Genomic DNA, 16213 nt, shown 5'->3' with positions numbered 1-16213 from the left:
GGCTCGATTCGCTCCCACAGCTCGTCGGACACGATCCATGGCGGCTGCTCACCCTTCTTCACACGATCATGATCAACCATCAGGGAATGCCAGTCACTACAAGTGATCATTCTGTTAGGAACTCTTAGAGCCTGTTGGCGAATGGCGGTTTTGTCTTTGAAGCGGCGAAGCCGCTTGGCCCATCCTGGCAATTTGCACCGCCGCGGGTTCTCAGACGTTTCCTGGCGAGGACAGCCCCTTCGCCGCGTATTGGTCATACATAAGAAGGAGCTCCCACAGTCCAGGGAGCTTCTGAGGTTCCGCCACCCGCACCGCCACGCAAAACGAGTTCCGCTAACAGGCTCTTAGAGATGTCAACGAACCTGCGCATTCTGCACCTCCGCGCTCGCGAATCCGCTTCAGCGTCCAGACGATCGACAACTGGCGCCGTCAGCAGCTGATCGACACCGGACCGCTCCCCGGGACCACCAGCACCGATCACACGGAGCTGGTCTCCGCCCGGTGGCGATAGGGCGAGATGTCCCTTTGAGCTGGGATGACGACCGAGTCCCGATAGATGGGTAAACCATCGCACGGGACGTCATGTACCTCGATCGCGCCGTTGGCGATCTCAGTGACGAACATCTTGTGCCGTCCGTCTTCGGTGAACGCGATGTTCGTCGGCGCCTTGCCCTTCGTCTCGATACGCTCCACCACCGTGCCGGCCTCGTCGAAGACGACGATGTGCCCGGCACCCATCACCGTGCAGTAAAGGCGCCCGTCTGCACCGAATTTCATGCCGTCCGGGCCGATGAAACCGTCGGGCGCCACACCGTCCCAAACATTGCCGAACAACTCGCGCCGCGGATTGGTGCCGAAAACCTCGTAACGGTAGATATTCCCGCCAATGGTCTCGGCCACGTAGAGCCGGTCGTGGCGGTCGAAGGCAATACCGTTGGCGAACCGAATGCCGTTGTCGATCCGCGTCACGTCCAACGTCGCCCGATCAATCCGGTACACCCGGCCATCGAACGGATAGTCAGACCAACCAGGCTTGAGGGTCATCTTCACGGGGTCGAGCACTTCGTGCTCCCACGCGCCGGAGTCGGTCATGTAGATCGCACCGTCACGGCCGATGACGTGGTCGTTGGGCCAGCGGAAAAGCTCGTCCCCACAATTCGTAATGCGTGCTTCCTCGTTGCCCTCTGCGTCGTAGCGGATGAGCGCGTGCTCGTGCGCTTCGCCGACCCACAGCTTGCCTTGCGCATCACGAAGCAGTCCGTTGGGAAACCCTCCGGTCAGCGTGATAGCGTGCAGTTCCCGTGTTTCCGCATCTACACGAGTGACGGCGCTGCGGTCCCGCCGCATCTCCACCACCAAGACGTCACCGTTGTCCAAGATCACCGGGCATTCCGGGGCGAAGAGCCCTTGCGCGAAGAGTTCCATTGCTCGTCCTTCCACTTGGCCACTGACTTTCGCGCAAGTCTGGAAGCAAGGTCGCGTGGCGTGCCCGTTAGGACACCGAAGAATGTACCGTTTGGGCAACTAGGCGTGACAGAAGCGCAGATATGTAGGAGATTTTCGTTACTCCGATCGCGACGACGCTTGTAGGCGGGAGCGACAAAGGCGACAGGTGCCCGCAGTTGTTGGGAGCGTTTGACTCCCGGGTCGAAGCAACAAGAGACCTGGCCGAATCCGGGCACACAGAAATGAGTTCGAACCATGCACCTTACTGGATGATCACGGAACCCTTGAGGCCGGATCACGCCCCTACTACGTTTCCGAACAGCGATCGCGACTGCTGACTCAGGGGCTTTCGCGCGCTTTGGTGCCGATTTGTTCCTCTTGGCCGCCCAACTGTGTGTCTTGCTGGGCCCAGCTTTCCCGCCACCGTGGGTGAACAGCCGCTGGATGGACCCTGCCCAAATGGCACGGTCCCCTTTGAAAATGCGCGATGCCCACGAATCGAGAGGATTTCGATCACATGGCCGCAACTGCAGTCCCTAAAGGGCAACATCTCTTAACCCATGCTCATGCCACGGAGGCGGAACGGTTGACTGCCCTGGACGTGGAACAGGACGCCTCCGCCTACCGGCGGACGATGCGTGATCTGCTGCGGCAGGAGTTGTTCGATCCGCGACTGCGTGACGATCTGCCCCTGCGAGAGTACATGGACCTGACCATCGACCGGATGAAAGCGATCTTCCGGGAAGGGCTCGTCGACAACGACATGTGGATGGGCCAGTCGCCGGGCTCCGGCTCGCGTTCCTCGACCTCCGCGAGGCGCAGCCCGCGTTCCTCGGTGCGCGTTGTCACCGTTGGCTGGCGTGTCCGATAGCCGCCTTCCTCTTTAGCCACTCGCGTCGGTACGAACGGGCAAGAGGCGCTGACAGATTACCAGGCGCAGTGGCATATTCCGGAGTGTCTCAATCTCGGCGGGCCCTAAAGCACGAGGACTCCCAGACCTGGCAATCTCGGCAAAGTTCCGTCAGGGAACAGCATTGTTCTTGATGGGGAAGCTGGTGGACGCGGTCACCTCAACGCGACGCGTAACCGTCAGGAGCTTTCCTTTGGCGGGCCGGGCTCGTGGAGGGCAAAGATCGTGACGAACTCGGTGGTGGCTATGGATCATCTCTCGCGAGATCTGCCGGAGGGCCCGGTCGCAATCGTCGGCCAGGGACGGATGGGCACCGCGTTGGCACGTTCGTTGCGCGACGCGGGAACGGAGATCGTCGGCCCGTTGGGGCGTGATCCGGATGTCGGGAATGCCCCCGTGGTCCTGCTTTGCGTTCCGGACGGTGCTATCGCAGATGTCGCGGCACGGTTGCGCCTGGGAACCGTGGTCGGACACTGCTCGGGCGCCACCGGCCTCGGAGTTCTGGGTGAGCACGAGGGATTCTCCCTGCATCCACTGATGACGATCACACGAGCCGCGCCTGCCAGCTTCGACGGTTGCGCTGCAGCGATCGCCGGTACTACCCAGCGGGGATCAGAAGTGGGACGAAAGTTGGCCATGAGCCTGGGCATGCGCCCTATCGCGGTCGCGGAGGGCGACCGCGCCGCCTACCACGCTGCGGCATCGGTCGCCGCGAATTTCCTCGTCACGGTGCTGGGCCTGGCCGAGGACATGGCCGCTACCGCGGGAGTGGATCGCGGGGCATTCCTTCCGTTGGTGGAAACGGCTTTTCGGAACTGGGGGGAACTCGGCGCCTCGCGTGCGTTGACGGGGCCCATCGCTCGCGGCGACGAGGAAACCGTGGCGCTCCAGCGATTCGCGGTTGGACAGCGCTGCCCGCAATCGCTGTTCTTGTTCGACGCGCTCGTCGAGGCAACCAGAGACTTGGCATTCAATCGGACAGCGCAGAAATGAGTCCGGGCCAGCGTGCCGGGAAAACGACTAGGAGAGTATAGCGATGTCCACGTACCCCCAGCCTGAAGGCAAGTCCGGAGCCAGCCGCAAACCCGTCACGGTGAACGCGCTGGCCGACCTACGCCACCGCGGTGAACGGATCGTAATGATCACGGCCTACGACTACCCGAGCGCCCAGGTGGTCGATTCCGCTGGCGTCGACATGGTCCTCGTCGGCGATTCGGCCGCCATGACCGTGCTCGGCTATCCCACGACGGTTCCGGTCTCGATCGAAGAGATGATCATGCTGACCGCGGCGGTTCGCAGAGGTCTGAAAACCCCGCTGCTGGTCGGCGACCTGCCTTTCGGTTCCTACGAGGTGTCCAACGAGCAGGCGGTGAGCACCGCGATTCGATTCGTCAAGGAAGGCGGCTGCGACGTCGTCAAGCTCGAGGGCGGCGGCGAGTCGGCGGAGCGGGCGAGGGCGATCGTCCGCGCCGGCATCCCGGTCATGGGCCACATCGGGCTGACCCCGCAAACCGCGACGGCCCTGGGCGGGTTCCGCGCCCAGGGCGTCACCGCCGAACGAGCACGGTCGGTGCTGGACGATGCCCTACGTCTCCAAGCCGCTGGTTGCTTCTCCATCGTCTTCGAAGCGGTTCCGGCCAAAGTCACCAAGGCCATCATGCCGCACATGAAGATACCGGTGATCGGGATTGGTGCGGGTCCGGACACCGACGGCCAAGTGCTCGTCTACCACGACTTGCTGGGCATCTTCGACGGCTTCCAGCCCAAGTTCGCCAAGCGGTGGGCCAACATGCGGTCCGCGATGATCGATGCGGTGAGCGAGTACGCCGACGAAGTCCGCCGCAGTGCCTTCCCCGCGCCGGAGCATTGCTACGGCATCAAGCAGGAGGAACTGGACCAGTTCATCGCCGACACGGAGCTGTCGGTTCCCGTGCAGGCGAACTCGAGCTCCAGGCGCCCTGTCGAGGCCGTCAGCCACGCGGTCAACGGCCAGCAATAACGCAGCGCCCGGCACCGGACGACCGGTGGAACGCACCAGCTCCACCGCGTCACGCTTGAACTCGTCGCTGAACTTCGATGGCCGTCCCAACCGGGACACTCCTTCCCCTGGACCTCAAGATCCAGTATCAGAGTGTCCACACCCACGGGGGAAGCCCAGCGACGTGCTCACGACCTTGGACGATGCTTCGGCCTGGAATGAGTTAGCGGTAGGCACGTATTCCTACCGAGGCTTCACCGGCGGGCATTTCTACCTCACCGAACAAGAAGCCCTGGTCGCCCGGCTTGTATCCGAACTTGGAATCGGCCACACAGCCGAGGAACTTCGGACAGCCGTGCCCCTTCAGCGCGAGAGAAGCTCCGCCGACCGCACGCATACCATCGAACCCGTGCCCTGAATCCTCCCCGGATCGCAGGTGACGGGCTTGCCGGAGCACCGAAAGTGCCCCGGCAAGCCGTCGCGACGCTTTGCTCAACGCGGCATGCCCGGTCGGGACGCTTTGCGTCCTGACCGGGCATGCCGAACTTCTCAACGCGCCGTCAGGCTTCCACCCAGCCGTTGCTCTGCGCGAATGCCACGAGCCGCTTGCGCACTTGGAGGATCTGCCCACCCGTCAGGCTGGGCGCGGTCTCGATCAGCACATCTGTGATCTGCTGGGAGAACTCGGCCACCGGCAGGACGTCGCACAGCTCATCATCGTCACCGCTGCGGGTTTCGTCTGCGACCTCCGCCGCCTGCGAAGCCGCGCCGAGCGGGTGCACAGCCACTGCCTTGGTGCCCTGAGTGCCGGGCATCGCCTCGAACCCGACCCGCATACCGCCGCGGAGGTTCTGCTTGAGCTCCTCGTCCAGAATGGACGCATGCAGGAATACGTCCTCGCCACCGGAATCCGGCGCGATAAAACCGAACCCTCTGGTCTCGTCGTACTTAACGATCTTACCCGTTTCCACCGCTTCAGCCTCGCAAACCGCTAGTGCACGCTTCCGCACCGCCAACAAATACATCCGAAGTATAGCTCCCTCCGGCGCAGAAAACAAAGGCCGCAGCGCGACATCCACCACAATCCCGCTGACCAAAAACGAGAACGCGATCACGAGCAGTCTTGAATTGCCCGTGATCGCGTCCCGTGCCGGTGCCCCTATGCGCGGTAAGGAGCCGCCAGCAATCTAGCGGAAACCCGACTAATGATTCTCGTCGGTTTCCCCCAGAACCTGTGCCGCATCCACCCGCTTGCGGACGCAGAACCAGCCGATCACCAGGGCTGCCACAAGCACCGGGACGCACAGCAGCGTCACCCGCCCCGCCGGCACGTCGAACCACATCAGAACCGCGACGGACAACAGGAACGCGATCGTCACGAGCTGAGTGATCGGCGAGCCGGGCAGGCGGTAGGTCGGTCGAGATACCGCGCCGGTCTTCGCCTTGCGCACGAAGAGAAGGTGGCACAGCATGATCATGCCCCAGGTGGTGATGATCGCGATCGCGGCGAAGTTCAGCACGATCTCGAAGGCTGCGGCGGGGACAACGTAGTTCAGCCCCACACCGAGCACGCAGACCGCGCCGGTGAGCAGGATTCCGCCATAAGGAACCTGGCTGCGGTTCATCAGGCCAGTGAACTTCGGGGCGGAACCGGAGGCCGCCATCGACCGCAGGATGCGACCGGTCGAGTAAAGCCCCGAGTTAAGGCTGGACATCGCAGCGGTGAGAACAACCAGGTTCATCACGTCACCGACCGCGGGGACTCCGAGGTGGGACAGGACCGTGACGAACGGGCTTTCGCCCTTCTGGTAAGCGTCCCACGGCAGCAACATCGAAAGCAGGATGACCGATCCGACGTAGAAGATGCCGATCCGCCACATGATCGAGTTGATCGCCTTGGGCATGATCTTCTCGGGGTCCTTCGTCTCCCCCGCGGCCACGCCGACCAGCTCGATGGCGGCATAGGCGAAGACGATTCCTTGGACTACGAGGATCAAGGGCACCAGGCCGTTGGGCAGCACACCGCCATTGTCGAAGATCAACTGCGGCCCGGGGACGGTGCCGTCGATCGGATGCGCCACGGCCAGCAGGCCGATTCCGACGGCCATGAAGACGACCAGCGCGCCGACCTTGATGATCGCGAACCAGAACTCCATCTCGCCGAAGAGCTTCACCGAGACCAGGTTCAGCGCAAGCACGATCACCAGCGCCGCCAGCGCCAGCACCCACTGCGGAACCGGGGTGAACAGGCTCCAGTAGTGCGCGTACAGCGAAATCGCGGTGATGTCGGCAATACCGGTGGTGGCCCAGTTCAGGAAGTACATCCACCCAGCGACGAAAGCGCCCTTTTCGCCCATGAATTCCCGCGCATAGGAAACGAATGCGCCGGACGACGGCCGGTACAGGATCAGCTCCCCCAGAGCCCGCACTACGAAGAAGGCGAACACACCACAGACGGCATACGCGATGGCCAATGCAGGACCGGCCTGCGCCAGTCGCCCGCCCGCGCCAAGGAAAAGCCCGGTGCCGATCGCGCCCCCGATCGCGATCATGTTGATGTGCCTGGCTTTCAAGGACTTGCTGTATCCCATGTCGCCGACATCGACATGCTCTCGCAGCTCTGGTCGGCCTTCATCACGCACGGTTCGGTCAGTCACTCGATCCAACTCGTTTCCGGTGTCGTTTCGTCACACGCGAATATGACGCGCGGCCGATCCTCACGCTTGTTCCGCTCTTGGCGAATGAAGAGCAATGCTGACCCCTGGGTAGCTACCGGTCAAGAATTCGTTGCAAGGACGGGACTTACGGGCAACCCTGATGGGGCGCGGAGGCACCGCGGACGAGCGATTCCCGCGAGCAACCTGGTACACCATCACGCAGCATCCTTGGTGCGCCGCGCGCCCGCCAAAGCATCCGGGCGCGGAGACGACACCCGCAGAAGCCGCACGGGTGGAAGCGTCGAACTGTGAACTGGGTCAACTTGTCCAGCCCGAAAGTGCACGTATGCCCTGAAGTATCGCGAAGCGCGCGCTCGCTGCGTAGCTTCGAGGTCACGAGCCTGTTAGGTGGAAGACATCGAGATCTGATCTGGACACGGCGTGAGCCGGCAAAGGCCGCGTATCCGCACTCGACTCCCACATCGGCGGCTCGCACGTCACGTCCCAGACTGACGCTGACAGAATGGCAATGCCCAGTGGAGGCGATCAACGTGAGTGACGTTCGGTGGCTGCCAGTGAACGGCGCCAGACACGCCATGCGCAAGGAGCAACATCAGCGTGAACTCGGGACCGAGGTCGTAGCGCTCTGCGGCGAGGTGATCACGCTGATCCGACCGAGTGAGACCGATTGGTTCTGGGACAGCTGCCCGGAATGCTGGTCCGCCGCCAAGATTATAAACAGCACGCCGACTTTCGCGAGGACCCTGCACCGCCTGTGAAACGCCGCACGACGATGGCAGCCGGGATCGCGGTCCGCGCGGCGATTTCCCAAGGTCCCTCGACGTGGGTAACATCCCGGGTTACGAGGATCCGCCTACCTGTAGCCGATTGGACAGCTGTGGCGGGACTCTCGTCAGATTCCGTTTGACACGGGTGTGCCGTTCGCGTGGATCACTGCTGATGAGGCATACGGGCAGGTCAAATACCTGCGGACATGGCTGGAGGAGCGCGACGCCGCGTACGTGCTGGCCACCAAAGTCAACGACACCCTGATCACCACCGACGGCGGTGAAACCCGCGCCGACGAGCTGATCGCCGCCCTGCCGCAGCGCTCGTGGCGACGGTTGTCGGTCGGCGCCGGCGCGCACGGCACCCGCGAGTACGACTGGGCGAGGATGCCCACCCGCATCGGCTGGCCGGCCGGGCGCGGGCACTGGTTGCTGGCCCGGCGTTCGATCTCGGACCCGACCGAGATCGCCTACTACGTCTGCTACGGGTCTCGCCGCTCGACGCTGCTGGACCTGGCCTGGATCGTCGGCACGCGCTGGCGGATCGAGGAATGCTTCCAGCAAGCCAAAAACGAAGCCGGGCTCGACCACTACCAGGTCCGATCCTGGCGAGCGTGGTACGCCCATATCACCCTGTCCATGCTCGCCCACGCCTGGCTCACCGTGTCACGATCCCTTGCCATAAAAGGGAATCGGTGTCGACGAACCAGGCATGATCGGATTCACGCTACCGGAGATCCGGCGCCTGCTCACCAAACTCGTCCTGCGTGTCGCCGACACCGCCGAACACATTTGGGCCTGGTCACGCTTCCGCCGACGCCGACAACACCAAGCCCGCCTCAGCCACTACCAACGACGAGGCTATCCACTCACCTGAGCGCCGTTGCAGTAATTAGGCGGTCGTCACCATTGTCGAGACTGCAGGTCATCGATGGACATGCGAACTCTCCGGAGTGCGGGCCGCCCAGCGCGGCGGTCGCACAGCCGCGGCGTTCGCGCTTACCGGGCCCGGCAGGTCCTGAGGTAGCTGAGGAACGATGCCTGCAGGCCAGTCACGTGCGTTTCGCGCAGGACCGCGCTGGTGACGGCTCCGCCGCGTAAGGTGAGGCGGTGAAGGACGGTGGCCGTGTTCTTCGTGATGTTTTGGTAGATGGCCAGGTCTCCGAGCAGCTCTCGCTCGTTGAGGGTCACGTGAAGCTTGGCGGCATGCTGCCTGTCACCCATCTCTTGGAGCTGGGCGAAGATCTGACTGTCTTCACCGGCGACGCCGGGGCTGCCCGCTCCGATGCTCTCGAAGAGCGTGCTGCCGGTGAGCCAGGTGTAGAGACTGAAAAGTCCGCCGTAGGAGTAGCCGAAAAGGCCGTGACCGCTCGTGGCTGTGCCGTAGTCGCGTTCGATCCGCGGGTGCAGTTCCGCGGTGAGGAAGCCCAGGAACGCATCGGCGTGGGTGTCGCGCAGTTCGGCGAGGTAGGCGTCGGCTTCCTCGCGTGTCCTCGCGCCCGCTTGAACTCCCGCCTCCACGGCATCGATGAGCTCCTTGGCGATGGGCTCGCCGGGTGGCACGAGGTCTCTGTTGCGCAGCCGATCCCAGTGCTGTGCGTCTTCGCCCGCGTAGCCGACGCTGACCTGGATGTAGGGCTGGATCCGCTGCATGGGGTCCGCCTGGGTGACGATGAGCGGAGCCGTCATGCCCACGGCCCAGTTGCCGTCGAGCACATACACGGCAGGCGCTCGCGTCGTGGCGGGGTCGTAGCCCGGTGGCGTGGTGACCCAGACGCCGTAGTCGTGCCCACCGCTGGAGCGCATCTCGAAGTAGTCGGTGTCGGCTAGGCAGCCGTGCCACATGGTGCTCATCGGAGGTCCTTCACAACACGTCCGGCTTGGACGACGAGTACGGCGTTGGCGGGGTCGGCGAAGAGCTTCGGATCTTCGAGCGGGTTGCCGTTCCAGAGCACGAGGTCTGCCTGCATGCCGGGAGCGATGACCCCCACTTGGCTGGATAGGCCAAGGATCTCGGCGTTGGTCTTCGTGGCCGCCACGAGTGCTTCCATCGGCGTCTCCAGCTCTGCGCGCAACTTGAGTTCTTCGCCTCGACGGTCCTGAGCCGGACCGATGAGATCGGAACCCAGCCCGATCCGCACTCCGGCCTCCTTGGCGACGGCAAGCGCCTCGGTCATCCGCTCACGAACACCCAGCACACGATCGCGGGTCGACTCGCCGAGGCCGGCTCCAGCGGTGTCATGCAGCAGTTGCTCGACGACAGCGAACGTGGGCACAAGGGCGACCTCGCGAGTGGCCATCAGGGTGGCCGTGGACTCATCGAGGTCGGTGCCGTGTTCGACACAGCGCACCCCGGCCTCGACCGCGTTCCGAATGCCTTCGTTGTTGTGGGCGTGCACCGTCACATAGGTGCCCCGTGCCGCGGCTTCTTGAACAGCGACGGCGATTTCTTCCACGGTGAACTGGGTGTCGGTCAGCTTGTCGTGCGCGCCGACCACTCCGCCGGTCACACAGAGCTTCAGGAAGGAGGCTCCGCGACGGAATGCCTCGCGCACGTTGCTTCGCAGCTCGTCCGCGTTGCCCGACATCATGGACAGGGCGCACAGACCGGGAACGTGATGGCTGCTCCACAGCTCGGTGGGTTCCCAGTCGGCTCCGTAGTAGCCGTGCCCACCGGTCTGGCACTGAACAGGTCCGCACGACAGGACGCGTGGCCCCCTGACCTTGCCCTTTGCGATCGTGGTGACGACGCCGCCGTCGATCCCGCCGGTGTCCCGAACGGTCGTGAAGCCGGCGTCGAGCGTCGCGCCGGCCGTGGCGAAGATGTCTGCCGCGATCTCAGCGGCACTGATCCGAAACGAGAACTGCGGCTGGATCGGGCTCGACAGGCCCAGGTGAACGTGAGCGTCGATCAGGCCAGGCGTCATCGTCAGTCCCCCGGCATCGAAGCGCTCGCCGTGTGCGCCGGAGGCACCGAGCTGGGTGATACGCCCGTCTTCGATGGTGACGGTGACGTCAACGGGGTCGCGACCCGACCCGTCGACGACCGCCGCGCCGGTTATCTGAAAAGGTGCCACGAGTCATGTCCTCCGCCGTCGGTGAGCTGACTGCGACCATGGTTGAAGCACCACGGCACCGTCAGTCTTTTCCAATGGATAAACTGTGGGAGTGATCCTGTCAAGCACGGAACGCACCGGCGACGCACGCGAGCGCCTCCTGGCTCGGCTTCTCGACGCCTTCGACGAGGCCCTTCCCGCACCGGAGGTGTCACTCCGTGAGATCGCCGCCCGGACCGGGACCAGCCACGCCCTCCTGCGATACCACTTCGGGTCGCTCCCGGGCGTCCTGGCAGCCATGCTCAAGGCGCAGCGATCCCGTGACAACGAGGCGCTTTTCGAGGCCGCCCAGCAAGGCACCTTCGACGACCTCGTCGTGGCGATCTGGCGGACCTACACCCGCCCGGAGCAGCTGTCGCGTGTCCGCGGCTTCTTTCACGTCGTAGGTCTGGCCGCGTACAGCCCGGAGAACTTTCGTGAGTTCATCGACTCACTCGACGACCTGACCAAGATTCTGGCCTCGCTCGCGGAACGCGAAGGGCTCGACGCCAAGGAAGCGCTGACCACGGCCTCCGTCACCATCGCCGCGATTCGTGGCCTGCTCCTCCAGGAGGTCCTGACTCCGGCAGTCCACTCGGAGGACGCGGTCGCCTTGATCCTGCGCATGAGCAAGGGCCAATCCGTTCCACGGACACATCCGGGGCCTTGAGCAGGTAGTACTGCAACGACGGCGTGACGTGGGATGCTGAGGGCTGTCGGCGGTGATGATCACCGCGTGGTGGATCTTGCAAGGTGAGTGGCGTCGTTGGATGCCGTGGTGGAGCTGATCTTCAGCCGTTTCGCCAGGTCCGAGCCGCGTCAGCGGGTCGGTACCTACCTGCAGAGGCTGCTGGCTGGGCGGGAGCGGAAGAACGGCTGGACGCTGGCCAAGAATGCCGGGGCGGTCTCGCCGGACCGGATGCAGCGGTTGCTGCGCACCACGGACTGGGACGTCGACGGGGCCCGGGATGACCTGCGCGGTGATGTCCTGGACCAGCTCGGTGATGACGCGACCGGGGTGTTCATCCTCGACGAGACCAGGTTCATCAAGAAAGGCCTCCGCTCGGCCTGGGTGCAGCGTCAGTACACCGGCACCAGGGTTGCCGGGGGCGCGGTGGGCGATCGAGGAGTGCTTCCGGAGCGCGAAGAACGAGGCCGGGCTCGACCAGTGTCAGGCCCGGTCGTGGCGGGCCTGGCACTCCCACATCACTCTGGCCATGCTCGCCGCCGCCTACCTCGCTGCCACCCGCGCCCAGGAGGCCGAAAGGGGCACCTGGGACCGGCCTCGACGGGTTGATCCCATTATCGGGCAACGAGATCCGCCCCTGATCGCCGAGTGCCGTTGCAGTACTAGACCTTCGGCCGGCCGGCGGCGAAGTCCCGGTTGACCAGATCACCGGCCCGCACACCGTCTTTCGCCGGGATCGTGGTCCGCTTGGGTGCGCCTCGCACGACGCCGCTGATGCCCAGCTGACGCATCAGCCGCTCGACGGTGCAGCGAGCCACCTCAATGCCCTTTCGGCGATTCCCCGCCAGCACTCGATGGCTTTCTTCTCGCCCCGCAGCCGTTTGTACTTCGTGTGAATCCAGCGCACCAGGTAGGCATTGATGCGTGACAGGAGCTGATACGTCGCGGAGCGATACTCTCTGCCTCCCTCGCTGTAAGACAGCTCGGACGCGCACGTTCGTCTCCCCTCTCTGGATCCCGAGCGGACACAGCACTCCCTGAACCTGCCCGAATAGGCAGGTATTGATGATCGCAAGGGCACAGCCGTGGTCAAGCGGTATCGTCTCTGACGATAGAACCGTAAAAATTTGCCACGAACTCGCGGCCACCGACATTTGGCCTGGTTGGCCGCAGAATCAATACCCCGGGCATACACCTGGGGTAGCCCGATTCCCGCAGCTCGAGAACGGAGAATTCTGCCAGAGGTGGGGAGCGAGGAGTATCTGCTACGATCGCCCGGTTTCCTTGCGAGTCTTCCTTGTGGCCCCGTTGCTTGCACGTGAAGCGGCGATCAATGGCACCATTTTCTCTAAACAATACTTGCGCGGAGCGGCATGCTGTCATGTCATCGGCGGATAATCCTTGGCGTCGGTTTTCGTGGAGGTAGGCCGGCGCCGGGTGCAACTCGGAATTAATGGGTCTTCCTTTGGAGGCTTTCCCGATGGTCGTCCCCTCACCAAGGTATGCCGAACGGATAACCGGTGCTCAAGCCCTGCTCCGAAGCCTGGAACTAGTCGGGACGGAGGTGATCTTTGGCTTGCCCGGGGGCGCGATCCTGCCGGCGTATGATGCGCTGGTCGATTCGAAGACGCTGCGGCACGTATTGGTACGGCACGAGCAATGCGCCGGCCACGCGGCGAGGGGATACGCCCAGGCGACCGGGAGGGTTGGGGTTTGTCTGGTTACCAGCGGTCCCGGCGCGACAAATCTCGTCACTCCCCTGGCCGACGCGTACCGAGACTCGATCCCGATTGTGGCGATCACCGGCCAAGTGCCCAGCACGGCGATCGGAACGGACGCTTTCCAGGAGATTGACGTCCTGGGGATCACTCTTCCGATTACCAAACACGGGTTCGCAGTCACCGACGCCGAACAGATCCCTGCTGCGATCGCCGACGCATTTCGGATTGCCGGGGCTGGCAGGCCCGGGCCGGTGGTCGTTGACGTGTGCAAGGATGCCTTGCTCGCCGCCACTCCCTTCCCCGGACTACTAGGGTCTGCGCCTCAGACGCCGACCATGTATGACGAGCAGTTGCTGCGTAGCGCCTTAAAGCTGTTGAGTTCGGCATCGCGGCCGGTGCTCTACGTAGGCGGTGGTGCCGTTCTCGGAGAAACTGCTCCGGAGCTGCTGCGCTTTGCAGAGCACGCCGGGATACCTGTGGTGACCACACTCATGGGACTCGGCGTCTTCCCGGACAGCCATCCATTGCACATGGGCATGCCGGGTATGCACGGATCAGTGGCCGCGGTCGGCGCTCTGCAACAGGCTGACTTGCTCATCGCGGTCGGCGTTCGCTTCGACGACCGAGTGACCGGACAACTGTCCACGTTCGCCCCCGGGGCACAGGTCATCCATATCGACATCGACGCCACCGAGGTTTCTCGTGTCCGGCACGCCGATGTGCCCCTGGTCGGCGATTGCAAGGAGGTCCTCAGCGAACTCCACCGGCTAAGCGCTGCAGAGGATCTCCGCTACGACTTCACGGCCTGGACCAGGATCTTGCTGGGGTATCAGAAGACCTATCGCCCGGCCTACGAACAGCCAGCGGAGGGCCTGTCCGCCCCTCGTGTGCTACGCCGGTTGAGCGAACTGGCCGCGCCGGAGGCGATCTACGTGACCGGGGTTGGCCAGCATCAGATGTGGGCTGCGCAGTGCATCGGCTTCGAACGTCCGCGCTCGCTGATCACCTCGGGCGGGCTTGGCACGATGGGAATGGCGGTGCCTGCCGCCATGGGCGCGAAAATGGCTCTGCCCGAGCGCGAGGTCTGGGCGATCGACGGCGACGGCTGCTTCCAGATGACGCATCAGGAGCTCGCCACGTGCGTGGCCGAACGAATCCCCATCAAGATCGCTGTGATCAACAACGGTAGTTATGGCATGGTCCGGCAGTGGCAGAACCTTTTCTACGACGAGCGGTACTCGCAGTCTGACTTGAACACCGTTGGGGCAGCGCCGGATTTCGTGCGGCTCGCCGAAGCATATGGATGCGTCGGCCTGCGATGCACGAAGGCCGATGAAATCGACGACGTGGTTCGGCGTGCTCTGGAAATCACCGACACTCCAGTGGTCATCGATTTCCAGGTGCCGGCCAGCGAGATGGTGTGGCCGATGATCGGGCCAGGCGTCAGCAACGATGATATCGCCATCGCCCGGGGCATGTCACCACGCTGGGATACGAGCATCGTTCGCGAGGAAATCATCGCGAGAAACGCGAGCAACAAGTTGGTCTGCGCCTCGCCTCGAGCAGTTTTCTTGGTTACGCGGGACACACCTTACGTAGTACCGCGCGTTACGGCCACAGTGCGCCGGTGCGGCCTCACCATAAACCGGATGTCGATGGAAAGCCGCAGCGGGCGGCAATACTTGAAACTGTTCTTGGAATCCCCCGGGGACCGCGGCGAATCCCTGGTGGACAGTCTCCGGAACCTGGCAGATGTTCTCGAATGCAAGGCTGTAGAACAGGAGGAAAGTCATGAGTACGAGCGGCTTGACCACGACGCAATCGGGTAGCAAAGAAACTACTAAGTTGCCACGTCCGCGGCGCGTAACCATGCAAGCCCTGACGCTTGTGGCGCACAACGAGGTCGCGTTGGCAGAACGGCCGGTACCGGAACCAGGTCCGCGCGATGTGGTAGTGCGAACCACCGCATCGATGATGTGCGCGAGCGACGTACACAATCTAAGCGGAGCAATGGCTGTGCCAGTGGGCCGGGTCCTTGGGCACGAAAGTGTGGGGATCGTGAGCCGCGTTGGGGACGCGGTGACACGAGTACGCGAAGGCGAACGGGTGGCGGTTACCTCAGTCACGCCGTGTGGGTGCTGTGATTTCTGCCAGAGCGGAGCGCCACAGCAGTGCGGCGGTGGGGTTGGTGGCTATAAGTTCACCACACAACAGGACGGAAGTTTGGCTGAATATTTCGTCGTGCCGGACGCCGATTTCAACGTCGCCAGGATCCCCGACGAGCTGACCGACGAGCAGGCGTTGTACGCGACCGACTCCATGAGCACGGGGCTCGCCGCAGCCGAACAGGCCAACATCCCTCTTGGCGGTACCGTTGCGGTGTTCGCTCAAGGCGCGGTCGGTCTCTCCGTCACGGCAGGAGCCCGCTTGCTCGGCGCCGGCACAGTCATAACCACTGCGACTCGCCCACTCAATGCCCGTCTGTCCGCGCAGTTCGGCAGCGATCTAGTCATCAACCCGCGCCACGAGGATGCGATCAACAAGATCCGGGACGTCGTCGGCCAGCACGGGGTCGATTGCGCCATCGAGGCACTCGGCACCCACGAGACATTCGAACAGGCCGTTCGCGCAACGAAAGCCGGAGGCACGGTGGTCAATGCCGGCTACCACGGCTGGCAAGCCACCGGGCCGCTGCCGATTCCACTGGTGTCCTTCGGTTTCGGCATGGGTGGCAAGACAATCCGAGCGATGCTCTGCCCTGGCGGCTCCGAGCGTCTTCAGCGGTTGTTCCGGCTCATGGTCAACAAGCGCATCGACCCCACACCGATGACTACGCACCGCTTCGGCTTCGGAGACGCGGCGAAAGCTTTCGACCTTCTCGCTTCACGCGCTGACGGAATCATCAAGCCGCTCATCACGTACTGAGGGAC

13 protein-coding genes and 3 pseudogenes are annotated in these 16213 nt (G+C 63.7%); 10 read left to right on the top strand and 6 right to left on the bottom strand.

From position 1 onward, the window contains the following. Positions 1–477: 477 nt before the first annotated feature. The gene (locus E1288_RS35625) at positions 478–1425 is read right to left on the bottom strand and encodes an SMP-30/gluconolactonase/LRE family protein (protein WP_132493082.1); all 948 of its coding nucleotides are present in this window, start codon (positions 1423–1425) and stop codon (positions 478–480) included. 538 nt (positions 1426–1963) lie between these two features. Here E1288_RS35625 and E1288_RS35620 point away from each other — a divergent pair. The 4 genes from E1288_RS35620 (at position 1964) to E1288_RS35605 (ending at position 4752) form a co-directional block, all read left to right on the top strand. Beyond that, complete coding sequence (locus E1288_RS35620; protein ID WP_132493081.1) at positions 1964–2317, top strand: hypothetical protein; 354 nt, start codon at positions 1964–1966, stop codon at positions 2315–2317. A 264-nt stretch (positions 2318–2581) separates the two neighbouring features. Next, positions 2582–3349: a Rossmann-like and DUF2520 domain-containing protein gene (locus tag E1288_RS35615; protein WP_207954736.1), complete on the top strand. Its 768-nt coding sequence runs from the start codon at positions 2582–2584 to the stop codon at positions 3347–3349. Between the two features lie 43 nt (positions 3350–3392). Further along, positions 3393–4355: a 3-methyl-2-oxobutanoate hydroxymethyltransferase gene (gene panB, locus E1288_RS35610; protein ID WP_132493080.1), complete on the top strand. Its 963-nt coding sequence runs from the start codon at positions 3393–3395 to the stop codon at positions 4353–4355. Positions 4356–4518: 163 nt separating this feature from the next. Then, on the top strand, positions 4519–4752 hold the full coding sequence (locus tag E1288_RS35605; protein ID WP_132493079.1) for a hypothetical protein: 234 nt from the start codon (positions 4519–4521) through the stop codon (positions 4750–4752). 142 nt (positions 4753–4894) lie between these two features. Here the strand turns inward: E1288_RS35605 and E1288_RS35600 are convergent, their stop codons facing one another. Together E1288_RS35600 and E1288_RS35595 are read right to left on the bottom strand one after the other, a co-directional pair. After that, positions 4895–5449 (bottom strand): cold-shock protein, encoded by a 555-nt coding sequence (locus E1288_RS35600; RefSeq protein ID WP_235884047.1) that lies wholly within the window; start codon positions 5447–5449, stop codon positions 4895–4897. Positions 5450–5536: 87 nt separating this feature from the next. Then, complete coding sequence (locus tag E1288_RS35595) at positions 5537–6886, bottom strand: amino acid permease (RefSeq protein WP_408014291.1); 1350 nt, start codon at positions 6884–6886, stop codon at positions 5537–5539. Positions 6887–7299: 413 nt separating this feature from the next. Here E1288_RS35595 and E1288_RS50560 point away from each other — a divergent pair, with 413 nt between their 5' ends. Both E1288_RS50560 and E1288_RS35585 read left to right on the top strand, forming a co-directional pair. Next, positions 7300–7770 carry a zinc finger protein gene (locus E1288_RS50560; RefSeq protein WP_408014290.1) on the top strand — a complete coding sequence of 157 codons (471 nt, stop codon included), beginning with the start codon at positions 7300–7302 and terminating at the stop codon, positions 7768–7770. A gap of 147 nt (positions 7771–7917) precedes the next feature. Further along, a pseudogene (locus E1288_RS35585) lies at positions 7918–8469 on the top strand (IS701 family transposase); the annotation flags it as partial. A 309-nt stretch (positions 8470–8778) separates the two neighbouring features. Here E1288_RS35585 and E1288_RS35580 read toward each other — a convergent pair. Then, positions 8779–9633 (bottom strand): alpha/beta hydrolase, encoded by an 855-nt coding sequence (locus E1288_RS35580; RefSeq protein ID WP_132493076.1) that lies wholly within the window; start codon positions 9631–9633, stop codon positions 8779–8781. Then, positions 9630–10856 (bottom strand): metal-dependent hydrolase family protein, encoded by a 1227-nt coding sequence (locus tag E1288_RS35575; protein WP_132493075.1) that lies wholly within the window; start codon positions 10854–10856, stop codon positions 9630–9632. Before E1288_RS35575 ends, E1288_RS35580 begins: the two co-directional genes overlap by 4 nt. 85 nt (positions 10857–10941) lie before the next feature. Between E1288_RS35575 and E1288_RS35570 the strand changes: the two genes are divergently transcribed. Both E1288_RS35570 and E1288_RS49280 read left to right on the top strand, forming a co-directional pair. Beyond that, on the top strand, positions 10942–11544 hold the full coding sequence (locus E1288_RS35570) for a TetR/AcrR family transcriptional regulator (RefSeq protein ID WP_235884046.1): 603 nt from the start codon (positions 10942–10944) through the stop codon (positions 11542–11544). Positions 11545–11631: 87 nt separating this feature from the next. Further along, a pseudogene (locus E1288_RS49280) lies at positions 11632–11970 on the top strand (transposase); the annotation flags it as partial. Positions 11971–12233: 263 nt separating this feature from the next. Here E1288_RS49280 and E1288_RS50555 read toward each other — a convergent pair. Next, positions 12234–12398, bottom strand: a pseudogene (locus E1288_RS50555) (IS3 family transposase); the annotation flags it as partial. Positions 12399–13042: 644 nt separating this feature from the next. On the opposite strand from E1288_RS50555, the gene E1288_RS35555 reads away from it, so the two are divergent. Both E1288_RS35555 and E1288_RS35550 read left to right on the top strand, forming a co-directional pair. Next, complete coding sequence (locus E1288_RS35555; protein WP_132493072.1) at positions 13043–15112, top strand: acetolactate synthase large subunit; 2070 nt, start codon at positions 13043–13045, stop codon at positions 15110–15112. Next, entirely contained in the window at positions 15075–16208 is a 1134-nt protein-coding gene (locus E1288_RS35550) for an alcohol dehydrogenase catalytic domain-containing protein (RefSeq protein ID WP_328592526.1), read from the top strand. The genes E1288_RS35555 and E1288_RS35550 overlap by 38 nt, the downstream gene beginning before the upstream one ends. Positions 16209–16213 lie beyond the last annotated feature (5 nt).

This window comes from Saccharopolyspora elongata, assembly GCF_004348985.1.
Taxonomy (GTDB): Bacteria; Actinomycetota; Actinomycetes; order Mycobacteriales; family Pseudonocardiaceae; genus Saccharopolyspora; species Saccharopolyspora elongata.
Note: the sequence above shows the minus strand (reverse complement) of the source record. Positions and strands in the feature narration are given on the sequence as shown.